General features: G+C 42.2%; 21 protein-coding genes. 14 read left to right on the top strand and 7 right to left on the bottom strand.

Annotated features, from left to right (window positions below; genetic code table 11):
* Positions 1-36 precede the first annotated feature (36 nt).
* From rpoD to ABZM97_RS12895, 4 genes are all read left to right on the top strand, one after another.
* Positions 37-1,152, top strand: a complete 1,116-nt coding sequence (rpoD, locus tag ABZM97_RS12910; RefSeq protein WP_003226225.1) for an RNA polymerase sigma factor RpoD — start codon at positions 37-39, stop codon at positions 1,150-1,152.
* 328 nt (positions 1,153-1,480) lie between these two features.
* On the top strand, positions 1,481-1,843 hold the full coding sequence (gene cccA / locus ABZM97_RS12905) for a cytochrome c550 (protein ID WP_087990746.1): 363 nt from the start codon (positions 1,481-1,483) through the stop codon (positions 1,841-1,843).
* A gap of 254 nt (positions 1,844-2,097) precedes the next feature.
* Positions 2,098-2,748: a tRNA (adenine(22)-N(1))-methyltransferase TrmK gene (locus tag ABZM97_RS12900; protein WP_242519863.1), complete on the top strand. Its 651-nt coding sequence runs from the start codon at positions 2,098-2,100 to the stop codon at positions 2,746-2,748.
* Complete coding sequence (locus ABZM97_RS12895; RefSeq protein WP_087990745.1) at positions 2,741-3,862, top strand: Nif3-like dinuclear metal center hexameric protein; 1,122 nt, start codon at positions 2,741-2,743, stop codon at positions 3,860-3,862. The genes ABZM97_RS12900 and ABZM97_RS12895 overlap by 8 nt, the downstream gene beginning before the upstream one ends.
* Positions 3,863-3,886: 24 nt before the next feature.
* Here ABZM97_RS12895 and ABZM97_RS12890 read toward each other — a convergent pair whose 3' ends face one another.
* Positions 3,887-4,831 carry a 4-hydroxy-3-methylbut-2-enyl diphosphate reductase gene (locus tag ABZM97_RS12890; protein ID WP_087990744.1) on the bottom strand — a complete coding sequence of 315 codons (945 nt, stop codon included), beginning with the start codon at positions 4,829-4,831 and terminating at the stop codon, positions 3,887-3,889.
* Positions 4,832-4,953: 122 nt separating this feature from the next.
* Entirely contained in the window at positions 4,954-5,676 is a 723-nt protein-coding gene (vrrA, locus tag ABZM97_RS12885) for a VrrA/YqfQ family protein (protein ID WP_087990743.1), read from the bottom strand.
* 167 nt (positions 5,677-5,843) lie between these two features.
* On the opposite strand from vrrA, the gene cshB reads away from it, so the two are divergent.
* On the top strand, positions 5,844-7,160 hold the full coding sequence (gene cshB / locus ABZM97_RS12880; protein WP_087990742.1) for a DEAD-box ATP-dependent RNA helicase CshB: 1,317 nt from the start codon (positions 5,844-5,846) through the stop codon (positions 7,158-7,160).
* 9 nt (positions 7,161-7,169) lie between these two features.
* Positions 7,170-8,063, top strand: coding sequence for a deoxyribonuclease IV (locus tag ABZM97_RS12875; protein WP_289347722.1), 894 nt, complete (start codon positions 7,170-7,172; stop codon positions 8,061-8,063).
* Between the two features lie 25 nt (positions 8,064-8,088).
* Here the strand turns inward: ABZM97_RS12875 and ABZM97_RS12870 are convergent, their stop codons facing one another.
* A complete protein-coding gene (locus ABZM97_RS12870) occupies positions 8,089-8,343 on the bottom strand; it encodes a DUF2624 domain-containing protein (protein ID WP_202327157.1) in 255 nt (84 codons plus the stop codon).
* 115 nt (positions 8,344-8,458) lie between these two features.
* On the opposite strand from ABZM97_RS12870, the gene ABZM97_RS12865 reads away from it, so the two are divergent.
* Both ABZM97_RS12865 and zur read left to right on the top strand, forming a co-directional pair.
* Positions 8,459-9,340, top strand: a complete 882-nt coding sequence (locus ABZM97_RS12865; RefSeq protein WP_087990740.1) for a YitT family protein — start codon at positions 8,459-8,461, stop codon at positions 9,338-9,340.
* A gap of 132 nt (positions 9,341-9,472) precedes the next feature.
* Positions 9,473-9,910 carry a zinc uptake transcriptional repressor Zur gene (zur, locus tag ABZM97_RS12860; RefSeq protein WP_087990739.1) on the top strand — a complete coding sequence of 146 codons (438 nt, stop codon included), beginning with the start codon at positions 9,473-9,475 and terminating at the stop codon, positions 9,908-9,910.
* Between the two features lie 37 nt (positions 9,911-9,947).
* Here zur and ABZM97_RS12855 read toward each other — a convergent pair whose 3' ends face one another.
* Positions 9,948-10,529, bottom strand: coding sequence for a hypothetical protein (locus ABZM97_RS12855; protein WP_087990738.1), 582 nt, complete (start codon positions 10,527-10,529; stop codon positions 9,948-9,950).
* 132 nt (positions 10,530-10,661) lie between these two features.
* On the opposite strand from ABZM97_RS12855, the gene ABZM97_RS12850 reads away from it, so the two are divergent.
* On the top strand, positions 10,662-11,048 hold the full coding sequence (locus ABZM97_RS12850) for a hypothetical protein (protein ID WP_087990737.1): 387 nt from the start codon (positions 10,662-10,664) through the stop codon (positions 11,046-11,048).
* 24 nt (positions 11,049-11,072) lie between these two features.
* Here ABZM97_RS12850 and ispG read toward each other — a convergent pair whose 3' ends face one another.
* From ispG to ABZM97_RS12835, 3 genes are all read right to left on the bottom strand, one after another.
* Positions 11,073-12,206: a flavodoxin-dependent (E)-4-hydroxy-3-methylbut-2-enyl-diphosphate synthase gene (ispG, locus tag ABZM97_RS12845; protein WP_087990736.1), complete on the bottom strand. Its 1,134-nt coding sequence runs from the start codon at positions 12,204-12,206 to the stop codon at positions 11,073-11,075.
* 121 nt (positions 12,207-12,327) lie between these two features.
* Positions 12,328-12,627 carry a LysM domain-containing protein gene (locus ABZM97_RS12840; RefSeq protein ID WP_087990735.1) on the bottom strand — a complete coding sequence of 100 codons (300 nt, stop codon included), beginning with the start codon at positions 12,625-12,627 and terminating at the stop codon, positions 12,328-12,330.
* A 94-nt stretch (positions 12,628-12,721) separates the two neighbouring features.
* Positions 12,722-13,483 (bottom strand): DUF1189 domain-containing protein, encoded by a 762-nt coding sequence (locus ABZM97_RS12835; protein ID WP_087990734.1) that lies wholly within the window; start codon positions 13,481-13,483, stop codon positions 12,722-12,724.
* 109 nt (positions 13,484-13,592) lie between these two features.
* Here ABZM97_RS12835 and ABZM97_RS12830 point away from each other — a divergent pair, with 109 nt between their 5' ends.
* From ABZM97_RS12830 to ABZM97_RS12810, 5 genes are all read left to right on the top strand, one after another.
* A complete protein-coding gene (locus ABZM97_RS12830) occupies positions 13,593-14,075 on the top strand; it encodes a DUF456 domain-containing protein (RefSeq protein ID WP_087990733.1) in 483 nt (160 codons plus the stop codon).
* 181 nt (positions 14,076-14,256) lie between these two features.
* A complete protein-coding gene (gene sodA / locus ABZM97_RS12825) occupies positions 14,257-14,865 on the top strand; it encodes a superoxide dismutase SodA (protein ID WP_087990732.1) in 609 nt (202 codons plus the stop codon).
* Positions 14,866-14,971: 106 nt separating this feature from the next.
* Complete coding sequence (locus ABZM97_RS12820) at positions 14,972-16,264, top strand: MFS transporter (RefSeq protein WP_087990731.1); 1,293 nt, start codon at positions 14,972-14,974, stop codon at positions 16,262-16,264.
* Positions 16,265-16,377: 113 nt separating this feature from the next.
* Positions 16,378-18,519: a penicillin-binding protein 2A gene (pbpA, locus tag ABZM97_RS12815; protein ID WP_087990730.1), complete on the top strand. Its 2,142-nt coding sequence runs from the start codon at positions 16,378-16,380 to the stop codon at positions 18,517-18,519.
* A 154-nt stretch (positions 18,520-18,673) separates the two neighbouring features.
* Positions 18,674-19,576, top strand: coding sequence for a phosphate ABC transporter substrate-binding protein (locus tag ABZM97_RS12810; RefSeq protein ID WP_087990729.1), 903 nt, complete (start codon positions 18,674-18,676; stop codon positions 19,574-19,576).
* The last annotated feature ends 60 nt before the right edge of the window (positions 19,577-19,636 follow it).

Raw genomic sequence — 19,636 nt, 5'->3', positions numbered from 1 at the left:
AGAATTCGTTGCAAGCTTTGGAAGGAGGGATCCATAATGGCTGATAAACAAACCCACGAGACAGAATTAACATTCGATCAAGTAAAAGAGCAATTAACAGAGTCTGGTAAAAAACGTGGCGTTTTGACATATGAAGAAATTGCCGAGCGTATGTCCAGCTTTGAAATTGAATCAGACCAAATGGATGAGTATTATGAATTTTTAGGTGAACAAGGTGTTGAATTAATTAGTGAGAATGAAGAAACAGAAGATCCTAATATTCAGCAGCTTGCCAAAGCCGAAGAAGAATTTGACCTTAATGACCTAAGTGTACCGCCGGGTGTCAAAATCAATGACCCAGTTCGGATGTATCTAAAGGAAATCGGCCGGGTTAACCTTCTATCTGCAAAAGAAGAAATCGCCTACGCTCAAAAGATTGAAGAAGGTGATGAAGAATCTAAACGCAGATTGGCTGAAGCGAACCTGCGGCTTGTTGTCAGTATCGCAAAACGGTATGTCGGACGCGGAATGCTGTTCCTTGACCTGATTCAAGAAGGTAACATGGGTCTGATGAAAGCCGTTGAAAAATTTGATTACCGCAAAGGTTATAAATTCAGTACGTATGCTACGTGGTGGATCAGACAGGCGATTACTCGCGCCATTGCCGATCAGGCGAGAACGATCCGGATTCCCGTTCATATGGTTGAAACCATTAATAAATTGATCCGTGTGCAGCGTCAATTACTGCAAGATTTAGGCAGAGAACCGACACCTGAAGAAATTGCGGAAGATATGGATTTAACACCTGAAAAAGTACGCGAAATCTTAAAGATCGCACAAGAGCCGGTATCGCTGGAAACACCGATCGGTGAAGAGGATGACTCGCATCTTGGTGATTTTATTGAAGACCAAGAAGCAACTTCACCTTCAGACCATGCCGCATATGAGCTGTTGAAAGAGCAGCTGGAAGATGTACTTGATACGTTAACTGATCGTGAAGAAAATGTATTGCGTCTTCGATTTGGTCTTGATGACGGCCGCACAAGAACATTAGAAGAGGTCGGCAAGGTATTTGGAGTAACGAGAGAGCGTATTCGACAAATCGAAGCTAAAGCGTTGCGGAAACTTAGACATCCTAGCAGAAGTAAACGTTTGAAAGATTTCCTGGAATAAGATGGAACGGGTCTTGTAGATCCGTTCTTCTTTTTTATCAAAAAGATATATGGATAATATGCCTTTATTTTACTGAAAAATGGTGTCATTTGCAAATGAACATTGTGGTGAAAAAATTCAAATATGAATCCATATTTTCTATTGTAAGCGTATACAATACATTATACAATAGAATAAAATAGATATCGGAGAAATAGGCATGTTTCAATTCAATTTTGTATAAAGTGTGAATAAAAAACTTTTGTATAGCAATCCATTTACTTTTTGTAAAATTAAGTTAGAATTAGAAGTGTTTACATAGGGGAAGGATCAAAAAGGGGGAAGGGAAATGAAATGGAATCCGCTTATTCCATTTTTACTGATCGCTGTTTTAGGTATTGGTCTGACTTTCTTTTTAGCAGTAAAGGGGCTTGATGATTCTCGAGAGATTGCAAGCGGCGGAGAAAGCAAATCTGCTGAAAAAGAAGATGCAAACGCTTCACCTGAGGATATTTACAAGGCAAACTGTATCGCGTGCCATGGTGAAAATTATGAAGGTGTTTCAGGTCCGAGCTTAAAAGGTGTAGGCGATAAGAAAGATGTCGCTGACATTAAAACCAAGATCGAAAAAGGCGGTAATGGAATGCCTTCTGGTCTTGTTCCGCCCGATAAGCTGGATGATATGGCAGAGTGGGTGTCAAAAATTAAATAAAAGATCTATCTTTCTCCTTATACGTTCTCAGGCCGCCGAGATATTCTCGACAGCCTTTTATTTTTATCTGCCGTGTGCAGAGCCGTCTCAAAAGAAAACACTGAAAATCATTCACTCAGCTTGGATTCCGGGCTGATTTTTTATATGATAGAAAAGGAAAAAATGATTGAGAAAAGTTGTGATGACAAGTGAACGAATTAAAATTATCGAAACGATTGCAAACAGTAGCGGAGTACATACCGAATGGAGCGGTGATGGCCGATATCGGATCTGACCACGCTTACCTTCCTTGTTATGCGGTGCTGAATCATAAAGCCAGCGGGGCAATTGTCGGAGAAATAACAGACGGCCCGTTTTTGTCCGCCAAGCGGCAGGTTGAAAAATCAGGCTTAGCCCCGCACATTTCTGTAAGGCAGGGAGACGGCCTGGAAGTCATTAAAAAAGGTGAAGCCGATGCCATTACGATTGCGGGAATGGGCGGATCTTTGATCGCGCACATTTTAGAAGCGGGTAAAGACAAATTAACAGGGAAGGAACGGCTTATTTTACAGCCGAATATTCATGCTGTTCATATCAGGGAGTGGCTTTATAAAGAAGGATATGCGCTGATAGATGAGGTGATCCTTGAAGAGGACGGAAAGTGCTATGAGGTGCTTGTCGCCGAAGCGGGAGACAGAGATTCGGCTTATGCCGGTATTTCCTTATCAGCCGGAATGCTCGTCGGCCCTTTCTTGGCAAAAGAAAAGAATCCTGTATTTTTGAAAAAATGGACACAAGAGTTTCAGCATACAGAAAGCATTTATAAACAGATCAGCCGAGCTTCAAGTACAGAACAAAACAAACAAAAATTAAAGGAGCTCTCCGATCGGATGGAGTTGCTAAAGGAGGTTATCGATCGTGACTAAAACTGTAAATGGGCAGCAGATCATCCAGCTGTTTGAACAATTTTCTCCGAAAGCCTATGCGGTCGAAGGCGATAAAATCGGCTTGCAAATCGGCACCTTAAACAAACCGATTAAAAATGTAATGGTTACGCTTGATGTGTTGGAGAGCGTTATCGATGAAGCCATTGAAAAAGAGGTTGATTTGGTTATCGCACACCATCCTCCTATTTTCAGGCCCCTAAAGCATATTTCAACAGATCAGCCAGCCGGAAGGTTAATTGAAAAGTGTATGAAGCATGATATCGCTGTTTATGCAGCTCATACAAATTTAGACGTTGCGGACGGCGGCGTGAATGATTTGCTTGCTGAAGCATTAGAGCTGAGTGAGACGGAGGTGCTGGCGCCTACTTATACTGATCCTCTTAAAAAGCTGGCCGTATACGTGCCGAAGGAATATGAAGAGCAGGTCAGAGCGGCGCTCGGAAATGCGGGAGCCGGCCATATCGGCGAATACAGCCATTGTGCGTTTTCGTCTGAAGGAATCGGCAGCTTTAAGCCATTGGACGGCGCTAAGCCTTTTATCGGTGAAGTGGGAGAGCTTGAGCTTGTTCATGAAGTTAGGCTGGAGACTGTGTTTCCTAAAAGCATTGAAAAAGCTGTTATAAATGCAATGATCAAAAGCCATCCATATGAAGAAGTAGCTTACGATATCTATCCTGTCGAGCAGTCTCCAGCTGAAAAAGGGCTTGGACGTGTCGGAACACTTAAAAATGAGATGACGCTCAAGGAATTCGCTTTATTTGTGAAAGACAAGCTTGAAGTCAATGGTGTCAGAATGGTGGGTGAAGCTGACAGCATGGTGAAGAAGGTGGCTGTTCTTGGCGGGGATGGCAACAAGTATATTCATCATGCGAAACGAAAGGGCGCCGATGTTTACGTTACAGGAGATTTATACTTCCATGTGGCCCATGATGCGATGATGCTTGGCCTGAATGTTGTTGATCCGGGCCATTACGCGGAAAAAATTATGAAAGAAGGCGTCACGAGAAAACTAACATCCATGTGCAATGATAAAAAACTGGATGTGAATATCTTTGTTTCTGAAACAGATACAAATCCATTTGCATTTCTATAAAAAAAACTGAGGCTTTTTACAGCCTCAGTTTTTTGCTTTTACTTTTGGGAGTATTTTTTTGAGCGGTACACTGTGTTCAGTTGTCCAAGTTGATGGATCTTCATGATCAAACTGCTCCAAAAAGCGAATGACTTCTTTTGTGATCGGCGTTGGTGTTGAAGCTCCCGCAGTAACAGCGACGGTATTAACGCCTTTCAGCCATTCGAGCTTTAATTCGCTTAGGTCGCCGATTCGGTATGCTTTAGTGCCTGCTATTTCCTCCGACACTTGAGCGAGCCTATTTGAATTGTTGCTCTTCGGGTCGCCTACAACGATTGTTAGATCCGCTTTTTTCGCCTGTTCTGATACAGCTTCCTGCCGTACCTGAGTAGCGAGGCAAATCTCTTGGTGATATTCGACATGAGGATATTTCTCTTGTACAAGCTCCATAATGTCGTGAACATCCCATTGAGACATCGTTGTTTGATTGGTCACGATTAATTTCTCTGCTTGGATATCGAGATTTTTCACATCTTCTTCTGTTTCAACTAAGTGAACGATCTCAGGGGCTACGCCAACGGCTCCTTCAGGCTCTGGATGCCCTTTTTTGCCGATGTAGATTACGTGATATCCTTTTTCTTTCATCTCTAGAATTAAATTATGAGTTTTCGTCACATCCGGACATGTAGCATCAATTGCGACTAATCCTCTTTCGTCGGCGATTTTTCTGACCTCGGGAGAAACACCATGCGCAGTAAAAATCACAGTTCCTTTGTCAACCTGCTTCAGGATATCCAGACGATTAGCGCCGTCTAAAGTAAAGATTCCTTCCTCTTCAAACGCATCAGTGACGTGTTTATTATGAACAATCATCCCGAGTATATAGATGGGTCTTGGCAAGCTCTTATCAAGTGACGCGTTCTTGGCAATAACCATAGCATCAACAACGCCATAGCAATAGCCGCGCGGCGATATTTTAATTACGTCCATTTTCGGTTGTCCTCCAATACTGAAGTGAGTAAAGGCAATATAAAAAGCCGTAATCAAACGGCTCTATTCTTGCATTCTTCTGATCTCATTATAGCCAATCTCACTTCAGATATCAAAGAATGTTAAATATATAATCTCGGCTTTGAACTGCCTGATGTTCTTTTTGAAGAAGGAGAGGCGGCTTCATTTTTCTTCGGGGCAGATGTTTTTGATGTGTGTTCTTCTCCGTCAGGTTTTTTTGATTTCTTGGGGAGAGAAGAACTTTTTGGTTTTGATTTTTTGTTTCCGCCTGAGGTCTTTACTTCAGCCTCGTTCTCTGTTTCTGGGGTTTCTTCCGAATCTGTTTGTTTTTCATTTTCCTCATTGCTCTCTGTATCATCACTTTTACTTAATTGGCTGTACAGCTTCATCATTGCTGGCAGGTTGCGGACTAACGGGCCGTACTGCTGGATCATGGGAGTGACTTGCTGCGCCATGCCGAGCACTTTTTGCACATTCCCGAGCATACTGGATAAAGATGCAGGATTGGCGATATTTTGAATCCCTTGGAGACTTGAGCCTCCGCTCGCTGCGGCGCCAGCTCCAGGAACTCCGGCGCCGCCAGCGCCTCCTCCTCCGGGTAAGAACCTTGACAGCATTCCTTTTATGCCTCCGCCCGCACCATTTCTCGCCCCGGCATTTGCCTGAGGAAGAAATTGTCCGGATTGCTGAAAACCTTGCTGCTGCGGTCCAAATGAAGGTCTTCGCATATTAGGCGGTCTTCTTCCCATCATTTGCTGATTTGGCATGGGGCGGGGCGGTCCGGGCTGCGGGTAATTTCTCATCGGCTGCTGTGGTGAAAACATACTTGTACCTCCTTTCAGCTCTCTCTGCTATTAGAATATGCATGTGCTTCGGATTTGCTTTACATAACCGAATAAAACAAAAGCCTTGCAAACGTGGTGTTTTTAAGCAAGATCGGGTATAATGTAATGATGGATACATAATGTGCCGCTTTAAGGAGCTGGGAAAAATGAAAGAAACTAAATTTGAAGTATATGAATTGAAACCGTTTATTATAGATGCAGTACACCGCCTTGGTTTTTACGAACCGACTGATATTCAGAAAAGGCTGATTCCTGCAGTGTTAAAAAAAGAAAGCGTCATCGGCCAGTCACAGACGGGAACCGGAAAGACTCACGCTTATTTACTGCCATTATTAAACAAAATCGATCCTGCTAAGGATGTCGTTCAGGCTGTCATTACGGCTCCGACAAGAGAGCTTGCCAACCAGATTCATCAGGAAGCACTTAAAATCACCGAGGGTGAAGAAGGCAGTCAGATTCGCTCGAAATGTTTTATCGGAGGCACAGATAAACAAAAATCGATTGATAAACTGAAGACACAGCCGCATCTTGTCGTCGGTACGCCCGGTCGGATTGCCGATTTAATCAAAGAACAGGCGTTAAGTGTTCATAAAGCGGAATCCCTTGTTATTGATGAAGCCGATTTAATGCTGGACATGGGATTCATTGCGGATGTAGATTACATTGGTTCCCGCATGCCTGAGGATCTGCAGATGCTTGTGTTCTCAGCGACCATTCCGGAAAAGCTGAAACCATTTTTGAAGAAATATATGGAAAATCCAAAATACGCCCACGTGGAGCCAAAACAGGTGACTGCTGCGAAAATCGAGCATATTCTCATTCCTTCGAAACATCGTGACAAGGACAAGCTCCTTTTTGACATCATGTCTCATCTGAATCCATACTTGGGCATTGTGTTTGCCAATACGAAAAACGCTGCTGATCATATCGCTCAATATCTGACTGGCAAGGGCATGAAAATCGGGCTGCTGCACGGCGGATTAACGCCTCGAGAGCGGAAAAAAGTCATGAAGCAGATTAATGATTTGGAATTCACTTATGTCATTGCAACTGACCTTGCCGCACGAGGCATTGATATTAAAGGTGTCAGCCATGTGATCAACTATGAGCTGCCGGATGATCTCGATTTCTATGTTCACCGTGTGGGCAGAACAGCTCGCGCCGGCTCATCAGGACAAGCGATGACCATTTACGAGCTTTCTGATGAGGATGCATTAGCCAGACTTGAGAAAATGGGCATCGAGTTTGATTACTTAGAGCTTGAAAAGGGCGAGTGGAAAAAAGGCGATGACCGCCAGCGCCGCAAAAAACGCAAAAAAACGCAGAATGAAGCGGATGAAATAGCGCATCGTCTCGTGAAAAAGCCGAAGAAGGTTAAGCCTGGATATAAAAAGAAAATGAGCTACGAGATGGAGAAAATCAAGAAAAAACAGAGAAGAAACCAATCTAAGAAAAGAAAGTAGGGGAACCTGTTGTTGAGAATAGGCTCACACGTCTCTATGAGCGGGAAACATATGCTTCTGGCTGCAAGCCAGGAAGCAGCCTCTTATGGGGCGAACACGTTTATGATCTATACAGGCGCACCGCAAAATACGCGCCGGAAGAAAATTGAAGATTTAAATATAGAAGCTGGCCGGACACACATGCAAGAAAACGGCATTGACGAGATTATCGTACATGCGCCTTATATTATTAATATTGGCAACACGACAAACCCGTCCACTTTTGAGCTGGGTGTCGACTTTCTTCGTTCTGAAATTGAACGGACAGCGGCCATCGGAGCGAAGCAGATTGTGCTTCATCCGGGCGCTCACGTAGGAGCGGGAGCTGAAGCAGGCATCAAAAAAATTATTGAAGGCTTAAATGAAGTAATTGATCCGAATCAAAATGTCCAGATTGCATTAGAAACAATGGCAGGAAAAGGATCAGAGTGCGGCAGAAGCTTTGAGGAGCTTGCACAGATTATTGATGGCGTTACACACAATGAGCTTTTGTCAGTATGCTTTGACACGTGCCATACACATGATGCCGGATATCAGATTGTCGAAGACTTTGACGGAGTGCTGAATGAGTTCGATAAAATCGTTGGCATTGACCGTATTAAAGTGCTCCATATTAATGACAGCAAAAATGTCAAAGGCGCAAGAAAAGACCGACATGAAAACATCGGCTTTGGTGAAATCGGATTTGACGCACTGCAATATGTTGTTCATCATGAGCAGTTAAAAGACATCCCAAAAATCCTTGAAACACCGTATGTCGGTGAAGATAAAAAGAATAAAAAACCGCCATACCGCTTTGAGATTGACATGCTGAAAGAAAAACAATTTGATGACACATTGCTCGAAAAGATTTTACAGCAATAAAAAATGGGGGGCTATCCCCCATTTTTTAGCTTGTGAATTGTTTGAATAGTTCATTAACGGTTTGCGCTGTTTCTTTTGATGTAATTGCCTCTACTTGTTTCAGCAGCCGCATTCGTTCATTTTCATTAAAGATGTTCACATTTTTCCCGTATAACAGGTTTGCTACTTCAATGGCCTGCGGTCTTGTTAGGTTGATTCCGTATTGTTTTGAGTACTTCAGCAAATCGTCAGCAGTAGCCTGATTAAGTCGCTGCAAAATAATTCTTTGAAATAAAATCATCGACCATTCCACCTCCAAACTTAATGTATGGGCAAATCATCAAAATGTGTCAGTGTTTAATGGTAAAATAGATTTATAATATATTTAAAATAGTTATTGCAGGAGAGGAGATTTTATGACCCCAACAAAACAGCATAAGAGAGAAACATTTTTCCACTTTATGTTCAGGGTCTTCATGATTCTGGCAGGAGCTGCATCTGCGGCTGTTAGTATCGAATTATTTTTAATCCCCAATCATTTTATTGATGGCGGAATCATCGGTGTATCACTTATTTTAGACCATCTCTTCATGTCAACTCCCGTTTTGAATTTCGCTATATTTGTTGTCATTTTAAATATTCCTTTTATGATCTTCGGTTATAAATATATTGGTAAGACCTTCCTTGTCTCTACGATGATTGGGATTGTCGGGCTTGCCGTTATTGAATCCTCGCTTCACCATGTAGAAGCCATTACAACTCAACCAATTTTGGCGACTGTTTTCGGCGGTCTTTTACTCGGCTTTGGCGTCGGGCTCGTTATTCGAAACGGAGGTTCAATGGATGGTACGGAAATTCTCGGGATCTTACTGACGAAAAAGCTGCCGTTTTCAGTAGGTGAGTTCGTTATGCTCATCAATGTATTCATTTTCATTTGGGCTGGGTTTGTGTTCGGTCCTGAGCAAGCAATGTACTCTTTCATGACTTATTATATTGCAATGAAAACCATTGATGCCGTGATCCAAGGGCTTGATGAAACAAAAGCTGTCATTATTGTGTCAGATCAGTATGATGAGATTTCCGACGCGATTTTGCACCGTCTTGGTCGAGGAACAACCAAGCTGAAGGGGAAAGGCGGATATACTGACGAAGAAAAGGACGTGATTTACGCAGTTGTCACTAGACTGGAAGTGACAAAGCTTAAAACGATCGTGTTTGAAGTTGATCATAACGCTTTCATTACCATTATGAATACCCATGAAACGAGAGGCGGGAAATTCAAAAACGCAATCCATTAGGCTTTCATTTACTTTTATTCATTTTATGGGTATAATTTTATCTGCGGTAAAGAAAATGGCTTGCTGGTCAGACAGCTGCCATTTTCTTTTTCATACATGTGTTCTTAAGCAAAGTGAAAAGGGGGACCCTTCATGAACGTACAAGAAGCGTTGAACCTACTGAAAGAAAATGGGTATAAATATACAAATAAACGGGAAGATATGCTGCAGCTTTTTGCTGATTCAGACAGGTATCTTACCGCTAAAAACGTACTGTCTGCATTAAATGATGATTATCCCGGCTTAAGCTTTGATACAATCTACAGAAACCTTTCTTTGTATGAAGAACTAGGTATTTTGGAAACAACTGAGCTGTCCGGTGAAAAGCTCTTCCGATTTAAGTGTTCGTTTACTCATCATCACCATCACTTTATTTGTCTTGCCTGCGGCAAAACAAAGGAAATTGAGTCATGTCCGATGGACAAGCTTTATGATGATTTAGATGGCTATGAGGTCAGCGGGCATAAATTTGAGATTTACGGCACATGCCCTGATTGTACAGCGGAAAATCAAGAAAACACGACTGCGTAATTGTATATATGAGAAAAAGGAGCCCTGGGCTCCTTTTTCAGTTATTGACACGTATCAAATGATGTTTGTTTTTGTTCATCCATTGAACGGCTTCCAGCCAGTTGCTGACTCTGATGATGTTCGAATCAATTGGAAGCTGGTTATAGGGGGAATTGAATAAAATCACCGGTATATCGGCTTCTTTCGCAATCATCATTGCGTTTCCGTGATGATCCTCGAAAAACAAGTCGATGTTATGATTTTTGACTGCCTCAACTTTATGATGGCCGCCAACGAGTTCGATATGGTCGAAATGAATGTTTTGTCTGTCAAACCATTCATAGGTAATATCAGTTAAATGAGTTCGCCTCGCTGTAATATAAATAAGCTTGTGCTCCTCTTTGAGGAGGTCAAGTGACTGTTTTGCGTGCTGCGCAAGCATTGCTTCCTTATATATGATCGCTTCATTTTGATTCATCCAATCCCAAAATTCTTCCTGCGTAATGTTTAACAGCTTTGTCAAATCATAATCCGTCATATCTTCTAATGAAATGGAAAGATTAAACGAGCGGTTCAAATAAGGGACGAATGTATCCTGAGCCGTGATTGTGCCGTCAATATCTATTCCTAAGCGTAACATGCCCACACTCCTTCAGTTTCATCCTTTCAAGTGTAACATAAACAATTAACATTACCAGAAAAGTTTAGCAAACATGAAACGGGTAAAATGGTTCAAACTATAAAAGCTCCTTTAATAAAACAGAAGGGGGAATTGAAGGTGGCAGATTACGAAAAACGTGACAACAACAGCTACTATGTTGACCATGGTTCTGAAGGAACAAATATTACCCGCGACAATGATGGTTTTTTTGAGGAAACGGCTGCAGAAATCGCAGAGCCTTACCGTGCTGCTGATCGCAACAATGATCGAGACAATGACCGCAGCGGCGGCAATGTCAATGAAGGACGGGGAATGGGATATATTGCGTTAGCCTTGTCCATTATTTCATTGTTTGTACTGCCTGTTTTATTGGGAGCTGCCGGTATTATTGTCGGCTATATCGCAAGAAGAAGAGGTGCTCAGGGCTTGGGAGCTTGGGCGATGGGTATCGGTGTCGTTTCATTAGTGCTTGGAATATTTATTATTCCGTTTTTTTAACATAAAAAGCTTGACGGGTTCCCGTCAAGCTTTTTGTGTCTCTTCTTTTAATTTAGCTTTTTCAGCTTCAAGCTTTGCATAGTGTTCCTCAGCAAGAATGTCGATTTCCTTCTTGAGTTCCTCTACCATTGTTTCCTCTGGAACTTTACGGACAATTTTTCCTTTCCGGAATAACAGTCCTTCACCGCGTGCGCCGGCGATTCCGATATCGGCTTCTCTAGCTTCACCCGGTCCGTTTACGGCACAGCCGAGAACAGCAACTTTGATCGGCGCTTTTATCTTAGAAATATACTCTTCCACTTCATTGGCGATGCTGATGAGGTCAATCTCAATACGGCCGCAAGTCGGACATGAGATGAGTGTGGCAGCATTGGAGGCTAAGCCGAAAGATTTCAGAAGCTCCCTTGCTACTTTTACCTCTTCCACAGGATCTGCGCTTAATGAAATACGCAAGGTGTTTCCGATGCCCTTGCTTAAAATCGCGCCGAGTCCTGCTGCGCTCTTAACTGTGCCGGCAAACAGCGTTCCTGACTCGGTGATCCCAAGGTGCAGCGGGTAATCAAATGCTTTCGACGCTTTTTCATAAGCCTCGATCGCAAGGTTGACGTCAGATGCCTTCATGCTGACAATAATATCGTGAAAGTCAAGGTCTTCAAGAATTTTAATGTGGTGAAGTGCGCTTTCTACCATTCCGTCGGCTGTCGGATAACCGTATTTTTCTAAAATCCGTTTTTCAAGTGAACCGGCGTTTACTCCGATTCTGATCGGAATCCCTTTTTCTTTCGCCGCCTTAACGACCGCTTCGACTTTTTCACGGCGGCCGATGTTGCCAGGGTTGATTCGGATCTTATCAGCGCCGCCTTCAATGGCTTTTAACGCAAGCTTATAATCGAAATGGATGTCAACAACGAGCGGAATGGAAATCCGTTTTTTAATATCTGCAATGGCGTTTGCCGCCCGTTCATCCGGACATGCTACCCGAACGACTTGGCATCCGGCTTCAGCCAACCGGTTAATTTCCGCAACCGTTGCTTCCACATCATGTGTTTTTGTTGTTGTCATGCTTTGGATGACAACTTCATTGTTGCCGCCTATTGTTAAAGGTCCCACTTTGACGGGACGCGTTTTTGTACGATGTGTGATTTCACTCACTTGCAATCGCTCCTTAATTGTAGTTGCCGCTTCTAGATGTAACAATTCTAGTATGGTTTATGTGAATTTATTTTACAAATTACATTGTAACAGTGTCTTCGCCAAACTGACAAGAAATTAACGTTAATTAAGGGTAGACCGGGAATTTGTACGCTGTTCCCGCTTGAATGGCGTTGGCCCTTACATTCGGATTCAGTGCTTCAAAATCCTTTACAATGTCGTCAGGAGAACCTGCTGGTCCGACAATTGACATAACCGTGTCACCCGGCTTAACCTTCACCGTTTTATACGCTGGTCCTTGTGCAGCCGTTTTTGCTGATGCTTCATAGACAGGGAGGTCCTGAATGGGTATTGTTCCAATTTTAAGATCATAAAAAAGAATAAAAAGTATAAAAACAATGCTGCATACAAAGGTGAGACGCTTCATCACTTTTCCTCCCGCATACAAGATTTTATACCATCGTATGCTTGTCCTTTTTAATCCATGACAAAAGAAAAGAGACTGCGAATGCAGTCTCGGATTATACAGCAGCTTTTTTGGACGGAATCTCTTTCAACACGAGAAACAGGATGACAATATTGACAAACCAGTTCAGCAAAAATTCACTTGGAACTGCCGCTTCTAATGCGCGCATGATCGTAAAGAATACGGTCGAAAGGGTGATGGAATAGGCCGAAAGCTTCCAGAGCTGATGGTAGGATAGATGCTTTCTTTGTGAATTCTTAATGATTAACCCGATAAGCGCCAAAAATGATACTTCAATAAATTTTCCTGCGGCAGTTACGAGGAAAATGAGAGCTGAGAGAACAGTTACGATCATCGTTTTATTTTGGTTTAAACCTGCGATGACATCTTTTTTCTTTAACTCTGACGGTATCATTGAGTAAGGCATCTCCTGAGCCTGTCCGTCAATGGCCAAAACAAATTTGTTCTGGAGGATGCCGATCGCATTTTGCTTTGCTTCAATTTGCTTGGTGCCGTAAGCGTCCGTCGGATCAAATACGATAACGAAACCATTTGCCTGTGATTCCGTCGCTTTTTTCTCATCCGTTTGAAGTTTGCCGTTTGAAATTGTGAAATCAGGGAAATCTTTGTTTAACACGGTTTTAAAGCCGTTCATTGATTTTACGGTCCCTGAGCTTACATAATAAGCGGTAGGAATTGCAAAAAGGACAGAAAGCAAAAATACATAAAGAATCGTTTTACCGATTCCTTGAAATCGTGTTTTTGCGATATCGCGGGGAGAGTATGTACTTTTGATGAAAAGCTGAAATATATTCACTATCTTCACTTCCTAGCTATACTAATATATGTTGCTTATTGTATCGTTGCCCGCGTGTGAATACAAGGAAGACATGAAGAAAACAGATGAAAAAGGGAGGAAGAATGCTATGGATATGTTGTATTGGCTGTTGATTGCGGCGGTATTTATCATCGCCTTTATTGGGCTGGTGTATCCCATTATTCCGAGTGTCATATTTATCGTTGCCGGATTTGTATTGTATGGATTTTTGTTTTCATTCAGTCCTTATTCTTATATGTTCTGGCTCGTCGAAGCTGTTTTTGCCGCAGTATTATTCGCCGCGGATTACGTGTCTAATCTGCTCGGAGTAAAAAGGTTCGGCGGAAGCAAAGCCGCTATATGGGGAAGCACGATCGGTTTATTAATCGGGCCTTTTGTCATTCCGGTTGCGGGAATCATATTAGGTCCGTTTATCGGGGCTGTTTGTGCAGAACTTATCGTCCGCCAAAAGGACGTCAAGTCAGCGTTTAAAATCGGTCTCGGCTCACTCATTGGCTTTTTAACAGGGGTTATTGCAAAGGGCATGATACAGCTTTTGATGATCGGATATTTTTTATGGACGGTCCTATAAGAATTGCGGACGGCATGTTTAATGGGGCGAATTATCGGTTAAAGTGAAATATGTTCGCTGAAATGAGCCAAGATGTGAGCTTTTTCATTGCTTACAAAGCATACTTTTGTTACATTGAATGAAGAAAGGCTCGCTGTGAAGCGGCATTTCAGTACATATATATATTAAAGGAGGAATTATCATGGCTTACGAACTTCCAGAATTACCTTATGCGTACGATGCTTTAGAACCGCATATCGACAAGGAAACTATGACTATTCATCATACGAAACACCACAACACATACGTTACAAATTTAAACAAAGCGGTTGAAGGAAACACTGCTCTTGCAACCAAATCAGTTGAAGAGCTGGTTGCAGATATTAATTCTGTTCCTGAAAACATCCGCACTGCAGTCCGCAACAACGGCGGCGGACACGCGAACCACAAATTATTCTGGACACTTTTATCTCCAAACGGCGGCGGCGAGCCGACTGGCGCGCTTGCTGATGAGATCAATAGTGTATTTGGAAGCTTTGACAAATTCAAAGAGCAATTCGCAGCTGCAGCAGCAGGACGCTTCGGTTCTGGCTGGGCATGGCTTGTTGTTAACAACGGCAAACTTGAAATCACAAGCACGCCAAACCAAGATTCTCCGCTTTCAGAAGGCAAAACGCCTATCTTAGGTCTTGACGTTTGGGAGCATGCTTACTACCTTAACTATCAAAACCGCCGTCCTGATTACATTTCAGCGTTCTGGAATGTTGTGAACTGGGACGAAGTGGCTCGTCTATACAGCGAAGCAAAATAATGACACTAGCAAGGTCCTCGATACAGGGCCTTGTTTTTTTATGTCTTCTTTTTACATATCTCGGTTTGAGTGAGACAGACTAAGGGATAGTAAAGGGGAGTCAGTAATGAGCAAACTAAAAAAAGTGATTGGCGATGTAGACGTAAACAAAGGGTTACTCTTTCTGCTGACTATTGGCGGGCTTTACTCACTGGGAATTGCACTGTCCAATACATTTGTTAATGTGTATCTTTGGAAGCAGTCAGGGAAATTTATTGATTTGGCGATATATAATTTATCCATTGTGACAATGCAGCCGATAACCTTTTATTTGGCTGGACGGTTAGCCAAAAAAATAGACAGGGTGTTCATTTTAAGGTTCGGCGTCATTTTTTTAGCTGCCTTTTATTTAAGTGTGCTTTTAGCCGGAGAAACGGCAGCCAGCCGGCTCGTGCTGATCGGCGCGGTGCTTGGAGTGGGCTATGGCTTTTATTGGCTTGCGTTTAACGTTCTGACCTTTGAAATCACAGAGCCGGATACGCGAGACTTTTTCAACGGATTTATGGGCATTCTGTCTTCCTCGGCAGGAATGATCGGCCCGATTGTAGCGGGATTTGTTATCTCAAGGCTTGAAAATAATACGGGTTACACAGTGATTTTCAGCCTCTCCCTCAGTTTGTTTGCATTGGCTGTTGTGATGAGCTTTTTTTTAAAACGAAGAGAATCAAAGGGCCGTTTTATGCTGAGCAAAGTATTTGGAGAGCGCCATAGCAATATGAATTGGCGGAGAATTACGAATGCGCATTTTTTTCAAGGCTTAAGAGAAGGGATTTTTATTTTTTTAATCAGTGTTTTTGTGTTTATTGAGACAAACAGCGAACTGGCCCTCGGCACATTCGGCCTTGTCAACTCAGCTGTTTCTTTCTTTGCCTATTACTTTGCATCCAGGCTGATTAAGAAAAAGGCCAGAAAAAAATCGATTTTGCTGGGCGGCCTTATTTTGTATGGAGCGCTGTTTCTGATTCTGTTTCATATGAGCTTTGCGACATTATTGACGTACGGCGTATTTATTGCCATCGGCTATCCTCTTTTGCTCGTGCCATATGTTTCACTTACATATGATGTGATAGGCCGGGCGAGACATGCCAGAAAAGCAAGAATTGAATATATCGTGCTGAGGGAATTGTTTTTAAACGCCGGCAGGATTGTCTCCATTTTAGGCTTTCTCCTGATCGTGGCTCTTCTCAAAGAAGATGTGGGAATTCCTTTGTCACTTGCTATCTTGGGTGTAGGACATCCGCTGATTTATTACTTTGTCAAAGATATCCGTTTTAAGGAGAAAGAAGAGGAAAATCAAACCATGGAAGAGGATGGCCAAAAAAGGGTCACTGAACCGAATCTTTTAAAAGGCGAAAGATAATTTTTTGTCAAAAAGGGGTTATCTGTAGAAAAAAGTCGAAAAAACCTTTAAAATGAAAACTGGCACTCTTACTTGAGTGTCTTTTCTTTCTGTAAATAGAAAAAGGTGATGTTATGAGGAGAAATAAACCAAAAACACAAAATCATAAAGAGAAAAAGAAGTCGCTGCCGATCCGGCTGAATATTTTATTCTTGGCCGCCTTTGTTATATTTACCTGGATCATTGTGGAACTGGGGATCAAGCAGATCGTGCAAGGCGATGATTACAAAAATCAAGCCAATAAGCAGGAACAAAGTGAAGTCAGCTCCGCAGTGCCGCGCGGTAAAATTTATGATCGAAACTTTAATGCCATCGTGACAAATAAGGCTTTAAACGCAATCACATACACCAGATCTAAATCGACCTCGCAAGAGCAGCGTTTAAAGATCGCAAAAAAGCTGTCTGAGATGATTAAAGTCGATACAAAAAAAGTAACAGAACGGGATAAAAAGGATTATTGGATTTTGACTAGGCCAAAAGAAGCCAAAAAGCTGATTACCTCTCAAGAAAGACAGCAGGCAGAAGACAAAAAATTATCCGATAACGATTTATATCAGCTTCAGCTAAAACGAATTACTGACAAGCAGATGAATGACCTGACGGATAAAGACATGCAGATCCTCGCCATCAAAAGACAGATGGATTCAGGATACGCATTGACCCCTCAATATATCAAAAATGAAGATGTATCAGCGAAGGAAATGGCAGTGGTAAGTGAACATTTAGACGAACTGCCGGGTGTTGATGTCACGTCCGATTGGGAACGTGACTATCCGTATAAAAACCTTCTCCGTTCAGTGCTCGGAAGTGTTTCCAGCTCTGATGAAGGATTGCCGTCCAATTTGCTCGAGCATTATCTGTCGCTTGGCTACAGCCGAAATGACAGGGTCGGAAAAAGCTATTTGGAATACCAATACGAAAGCCTTCTTCAAGGACAAAAAGCAAAGGTAGAAAACATTACAGATTCAAACGGCAATGTCACGGGAACGAAAACCGTTTCTGAAGGCAAAGCCGGTAAAGATCTCGTGCTTACGATTGATATTGATTTGCAAAAGTCAGTTGAAAAAATCATTGAGAAGAATTTAAAATCAGCTAAAGCAAGAGCAAGCACTCAATTGTTAGACCGCGCTTTCGTTGTCATGATGGATCCAAGAAACGGTGAAGTGCTGACAATGGCGGGCAAGCAGATTAAACTAGAAAATGGGGCATACAAGTTTGATGATTATGCATTAGGAAATATGACTTCATCCTATGCCATGGGATCAGCTGTTAAAGGTGCAACCGTACTAACGGGTCTTCAAACCGGCGCCATCAACTTAAATACGGTTTTTCAAGATGAGCCGTTATATATCGGTCAAGATAAAAATGGTAAAAAATCTTGGAAGAATTTAGGTTCGGTTAATATTCAAAGAGCGTTAGAGCAGTCTTCCAACGTATTTATGTTTAAAACTGCGATTGCAATCGGTAAAGGCGAGTATAAACCACATCAAGCTTTACCGATTGATACTGCGGCCTTTGATACATTCCGTAATCATTTTAGCCAATTTGGATTGGGTGTCAAAACTGGAATTGATCTTCCGAATGAAATGACAGGCTATAAAGGAACAAACAGATTGACGGGATTTTTGCTTGACTATGCGATCGGTCAGTACGATACTTATACACCGTTGGAACTGGCGCAATACGTATCAACGATTGCAAACGGGGGCTATCGTTTGAAGCCTCAGCTTGTAAAAGAAGTCAGAGAACCCAATGCTGAAAAAGGGATCGGAGCAGTTGTACAATCTGTTCAGCCTGAAGTGCTGAATAAAATTGATATGAAAAGCGATTATATTAAAGAGGTACAGGCCGGGTTCAGACGAGTGATGACAAAAGGGACAGCCGCGACCCAATTTGCTTCAGCTTCCTATCAGCCTGCCGGCAAAACAGGAACAGCGCAGTCTTTCTATGATGGGCCTGATAAATCAAAAACAGGAACAGCGGCTTATAATACGACACTTGTCGCTTATGCGCCGGCCGATAATCCTGAGATTGCGATCTCTGTCGTAGTACCTTGGGCTTATATTGATTATGGCGCTAAATATACCATTACAAACGAAATCGGCAGAGAAGTATTGGATAAATATTTTGAGCTGAAATCGAAGCAGGACAAAGAAGATACTCAGCAAAAGAATAAAGACAAAATCGAAGAAAACGCAACGTCTTCTAATGACTAAAATGAAACGCTCACATGATGTGGGCGTTTTTTTTATACAAAAAAACGCATTGATTTACAAAACCTTAACATTCGATTCAAACCCTTTTTACACAGAACCTTTATTCTATACGTGTAGGACAAATTACACATTATATGCAGGGGGAATTCAGGAAATGAAAAAAAACAAATGGGTGCTTATGCTTCTAATGGCTGCTTTTATGATGATTGCAGCTGCATGCGGAAATGCAGGAGAAAGTGAAAAATCGAATAGCGATTCTGCAAAAGGGGAAGAAAAGGCATCAGGATCTTTAACCATTTCTGGTTCATCTGCTATGCAGCCATTAGTACTCGCTGCCGCAGAAAAATTTATGGAAGAAAACCCTGATGCAGATATACAGGTGCAAGCTGGCGGTTCTGGAACAGGGCTTTCTCAAGTTTCTGAAGGAGCTGTTCAGATCGGGAATTCAGATGTTTTTGCTGAAGAAAAAGAAGGAATTGATGCAAAAGCGCTAGTCGATCATCAAGTCGCAGTAGTGGGTATGGCAGCAGCTGTAAACCCTGATGCCGGTGTGAAGGATATTTCAAAAGATGAGTTGAAAAAAATCTTCACCGGCAAAATCAAAAACTGGAAAGAGCTTGGCGGCAAAGACCAAAAGATCACACTTGTAAACCGTCCTGATTCTTCTGGCACACGTGCTACATTTGTGAAATATGCGCTTGACGGAGAAGAACCTGCAGAAGGCATTACTGAAGATTCATCTAACACAGTGAAAAAAATCATTGCTGATACTTCGGGAGCGATTGGGTATCTTGCATTCTCATATTTAACAGATGACAAAGTAACTGCTCTATCTATTGACGGTGTAAAACCTGAAGCGAAAAATGTTGCAGCTGGCGAGTATCCAATTTGGGCTTATCAGCATTCTTACACAAAAGGTGAAGCGACAGATTTAGCTAAGGAATTCCTTGATTATTTAAAGAGTGATGACATTCAAAAAAGCATTGTTACCGACCAAGGGTACATTCCGGTTACTGATATGAAAGTGACACGCGATGCCAACGGGAAGCAAAGCTGATCTTTATAAATAGAGGAGTGCGGTGGCAACCGTTTCTCCTCTTAACACATTCATAGGAGT

The organism is Bacillus vallismortis, assembly GCF_040784915.1.
GTDB classification, from domain to species: domain Bacteria; phylum Bacillota; class Bacilli; order Bacillales; family Bacillaceae; genus Bacillus; species Bacillus subtilis_G.
This window is presented reverse-complemented; position numbering and strand designations above follow the sequence as displayed.

Excerpts from the sequence above, each read along its gene's own strand:
- rpoD (WP_003226225.1), top strand. The coding sequence starts at position 37 with ATGGCTGATAAACAAACCCACGAGACAGAATTAACATTCGATCAAGTA.
- cccA (WP_087990746.1), top strand. The coding sequence starts at position 1,481 with ATGAAATGGAATCCGCTTATTCCATTTTTACTGATCGCTGTTTTAGGT.
- ABZM97_RS12900 (WP_242519863.1), top strand. The coding sequence starts at position 2,098 with ATGGCCGATATCGGATCTGACCACGCTTACCTTCCTTGTTATGCGGTG.
- ABZM97_RS12890 (WP_087990744.1), bottom strand. The coding sequence starts at position 4,831 with ATGGACGTAATTAAAATATCGCCGCGCGGCTATTGCTATGGCGTTGTT.
- vrrA (WP_087990743.1), bottom strand. The coding sequence starts at position 5,676 with ATGTTTTCACCACAGCAGCCGATGAGAAATTACCCGCAGCCCGGACCG.
- cshB (WP_087990742.1), top strand. The coding sequence starts at position 5,844 with ATGAAAGAAACTAAATTTGAAGTATATGAATTGAAACCGTTTATTATA.
- ABZM97_RS12870 (WP_202327157.1), bottom strand. The coding sequence starts at position 8,343 with ATGATTTTATTTCAAAGAATTATTTTGCAGCGACTTAATCAGGCTACT.
- ABZM97_RS12865 (WP_087990740.1), top strand. The coding sequence starts at position 8,459 with ATGACCCCAACAAAACAGCATAAGAGAGAAACATTTTTCCACTTTATG.
- zur (WP_087990739.1), top strand. The coding sequence starts at position 9,473 with ATGAACGTACAAGAAGCGTTGAACCTACTGAAAGAAAATGGGTATAAA.
- ABZM97_RS12855 (WP_087990738.1), bottom strand. The coding sequence starts at position 10,529 with ATGTTACGCTTAGGAATAGATATTGACGGCACAATCACGGCTCAGGAT.
- ABZM97_RS12840 (WP_087990735.1), bottom strand. The coding sequence starts at position 12,627 with ATGAAGCGTCTCACCTTTGTATGCAGCATTGTTTTTATACTTTTTATT.
- ABZM97_RS12830 (WP_087990733.1), top strand. The coding sequence starts at position 13,593 with ATGGATATGTTGTATTGGCTGTTGATTGCGGCGGTATTTATCATCGCC.
- sodA (WP_087990732.1), top strand. The coding sequence starts at position 14,257 with ATGGCTTACGAACTTCCAGAATTACCTTATGCGTACGATGCTTTAGAA.
- ABZM97_RS12820 (WP_087990731.1), top strand. The coding sequence starts at position 14,972 with ATGAGCAAACTAAAAAAAGTGATTGGCGATGTAGACGTAAACAAAGGG.
- pbpA (WP_087990730.1), top strand. The coding sequence starts at position 16,378 with ATGAGGAGAAATAAACCAAAAACACAAAATCATAAAGAGAAAAAGAAG.
- ABZM97_RS12810 (WP_087990729.1), top strand. The coding sequence starts at position 18,674 with ATGAAAAAAAACAAATGGGTGCTTATGCTTCTAATGGCTGCTTTTATG.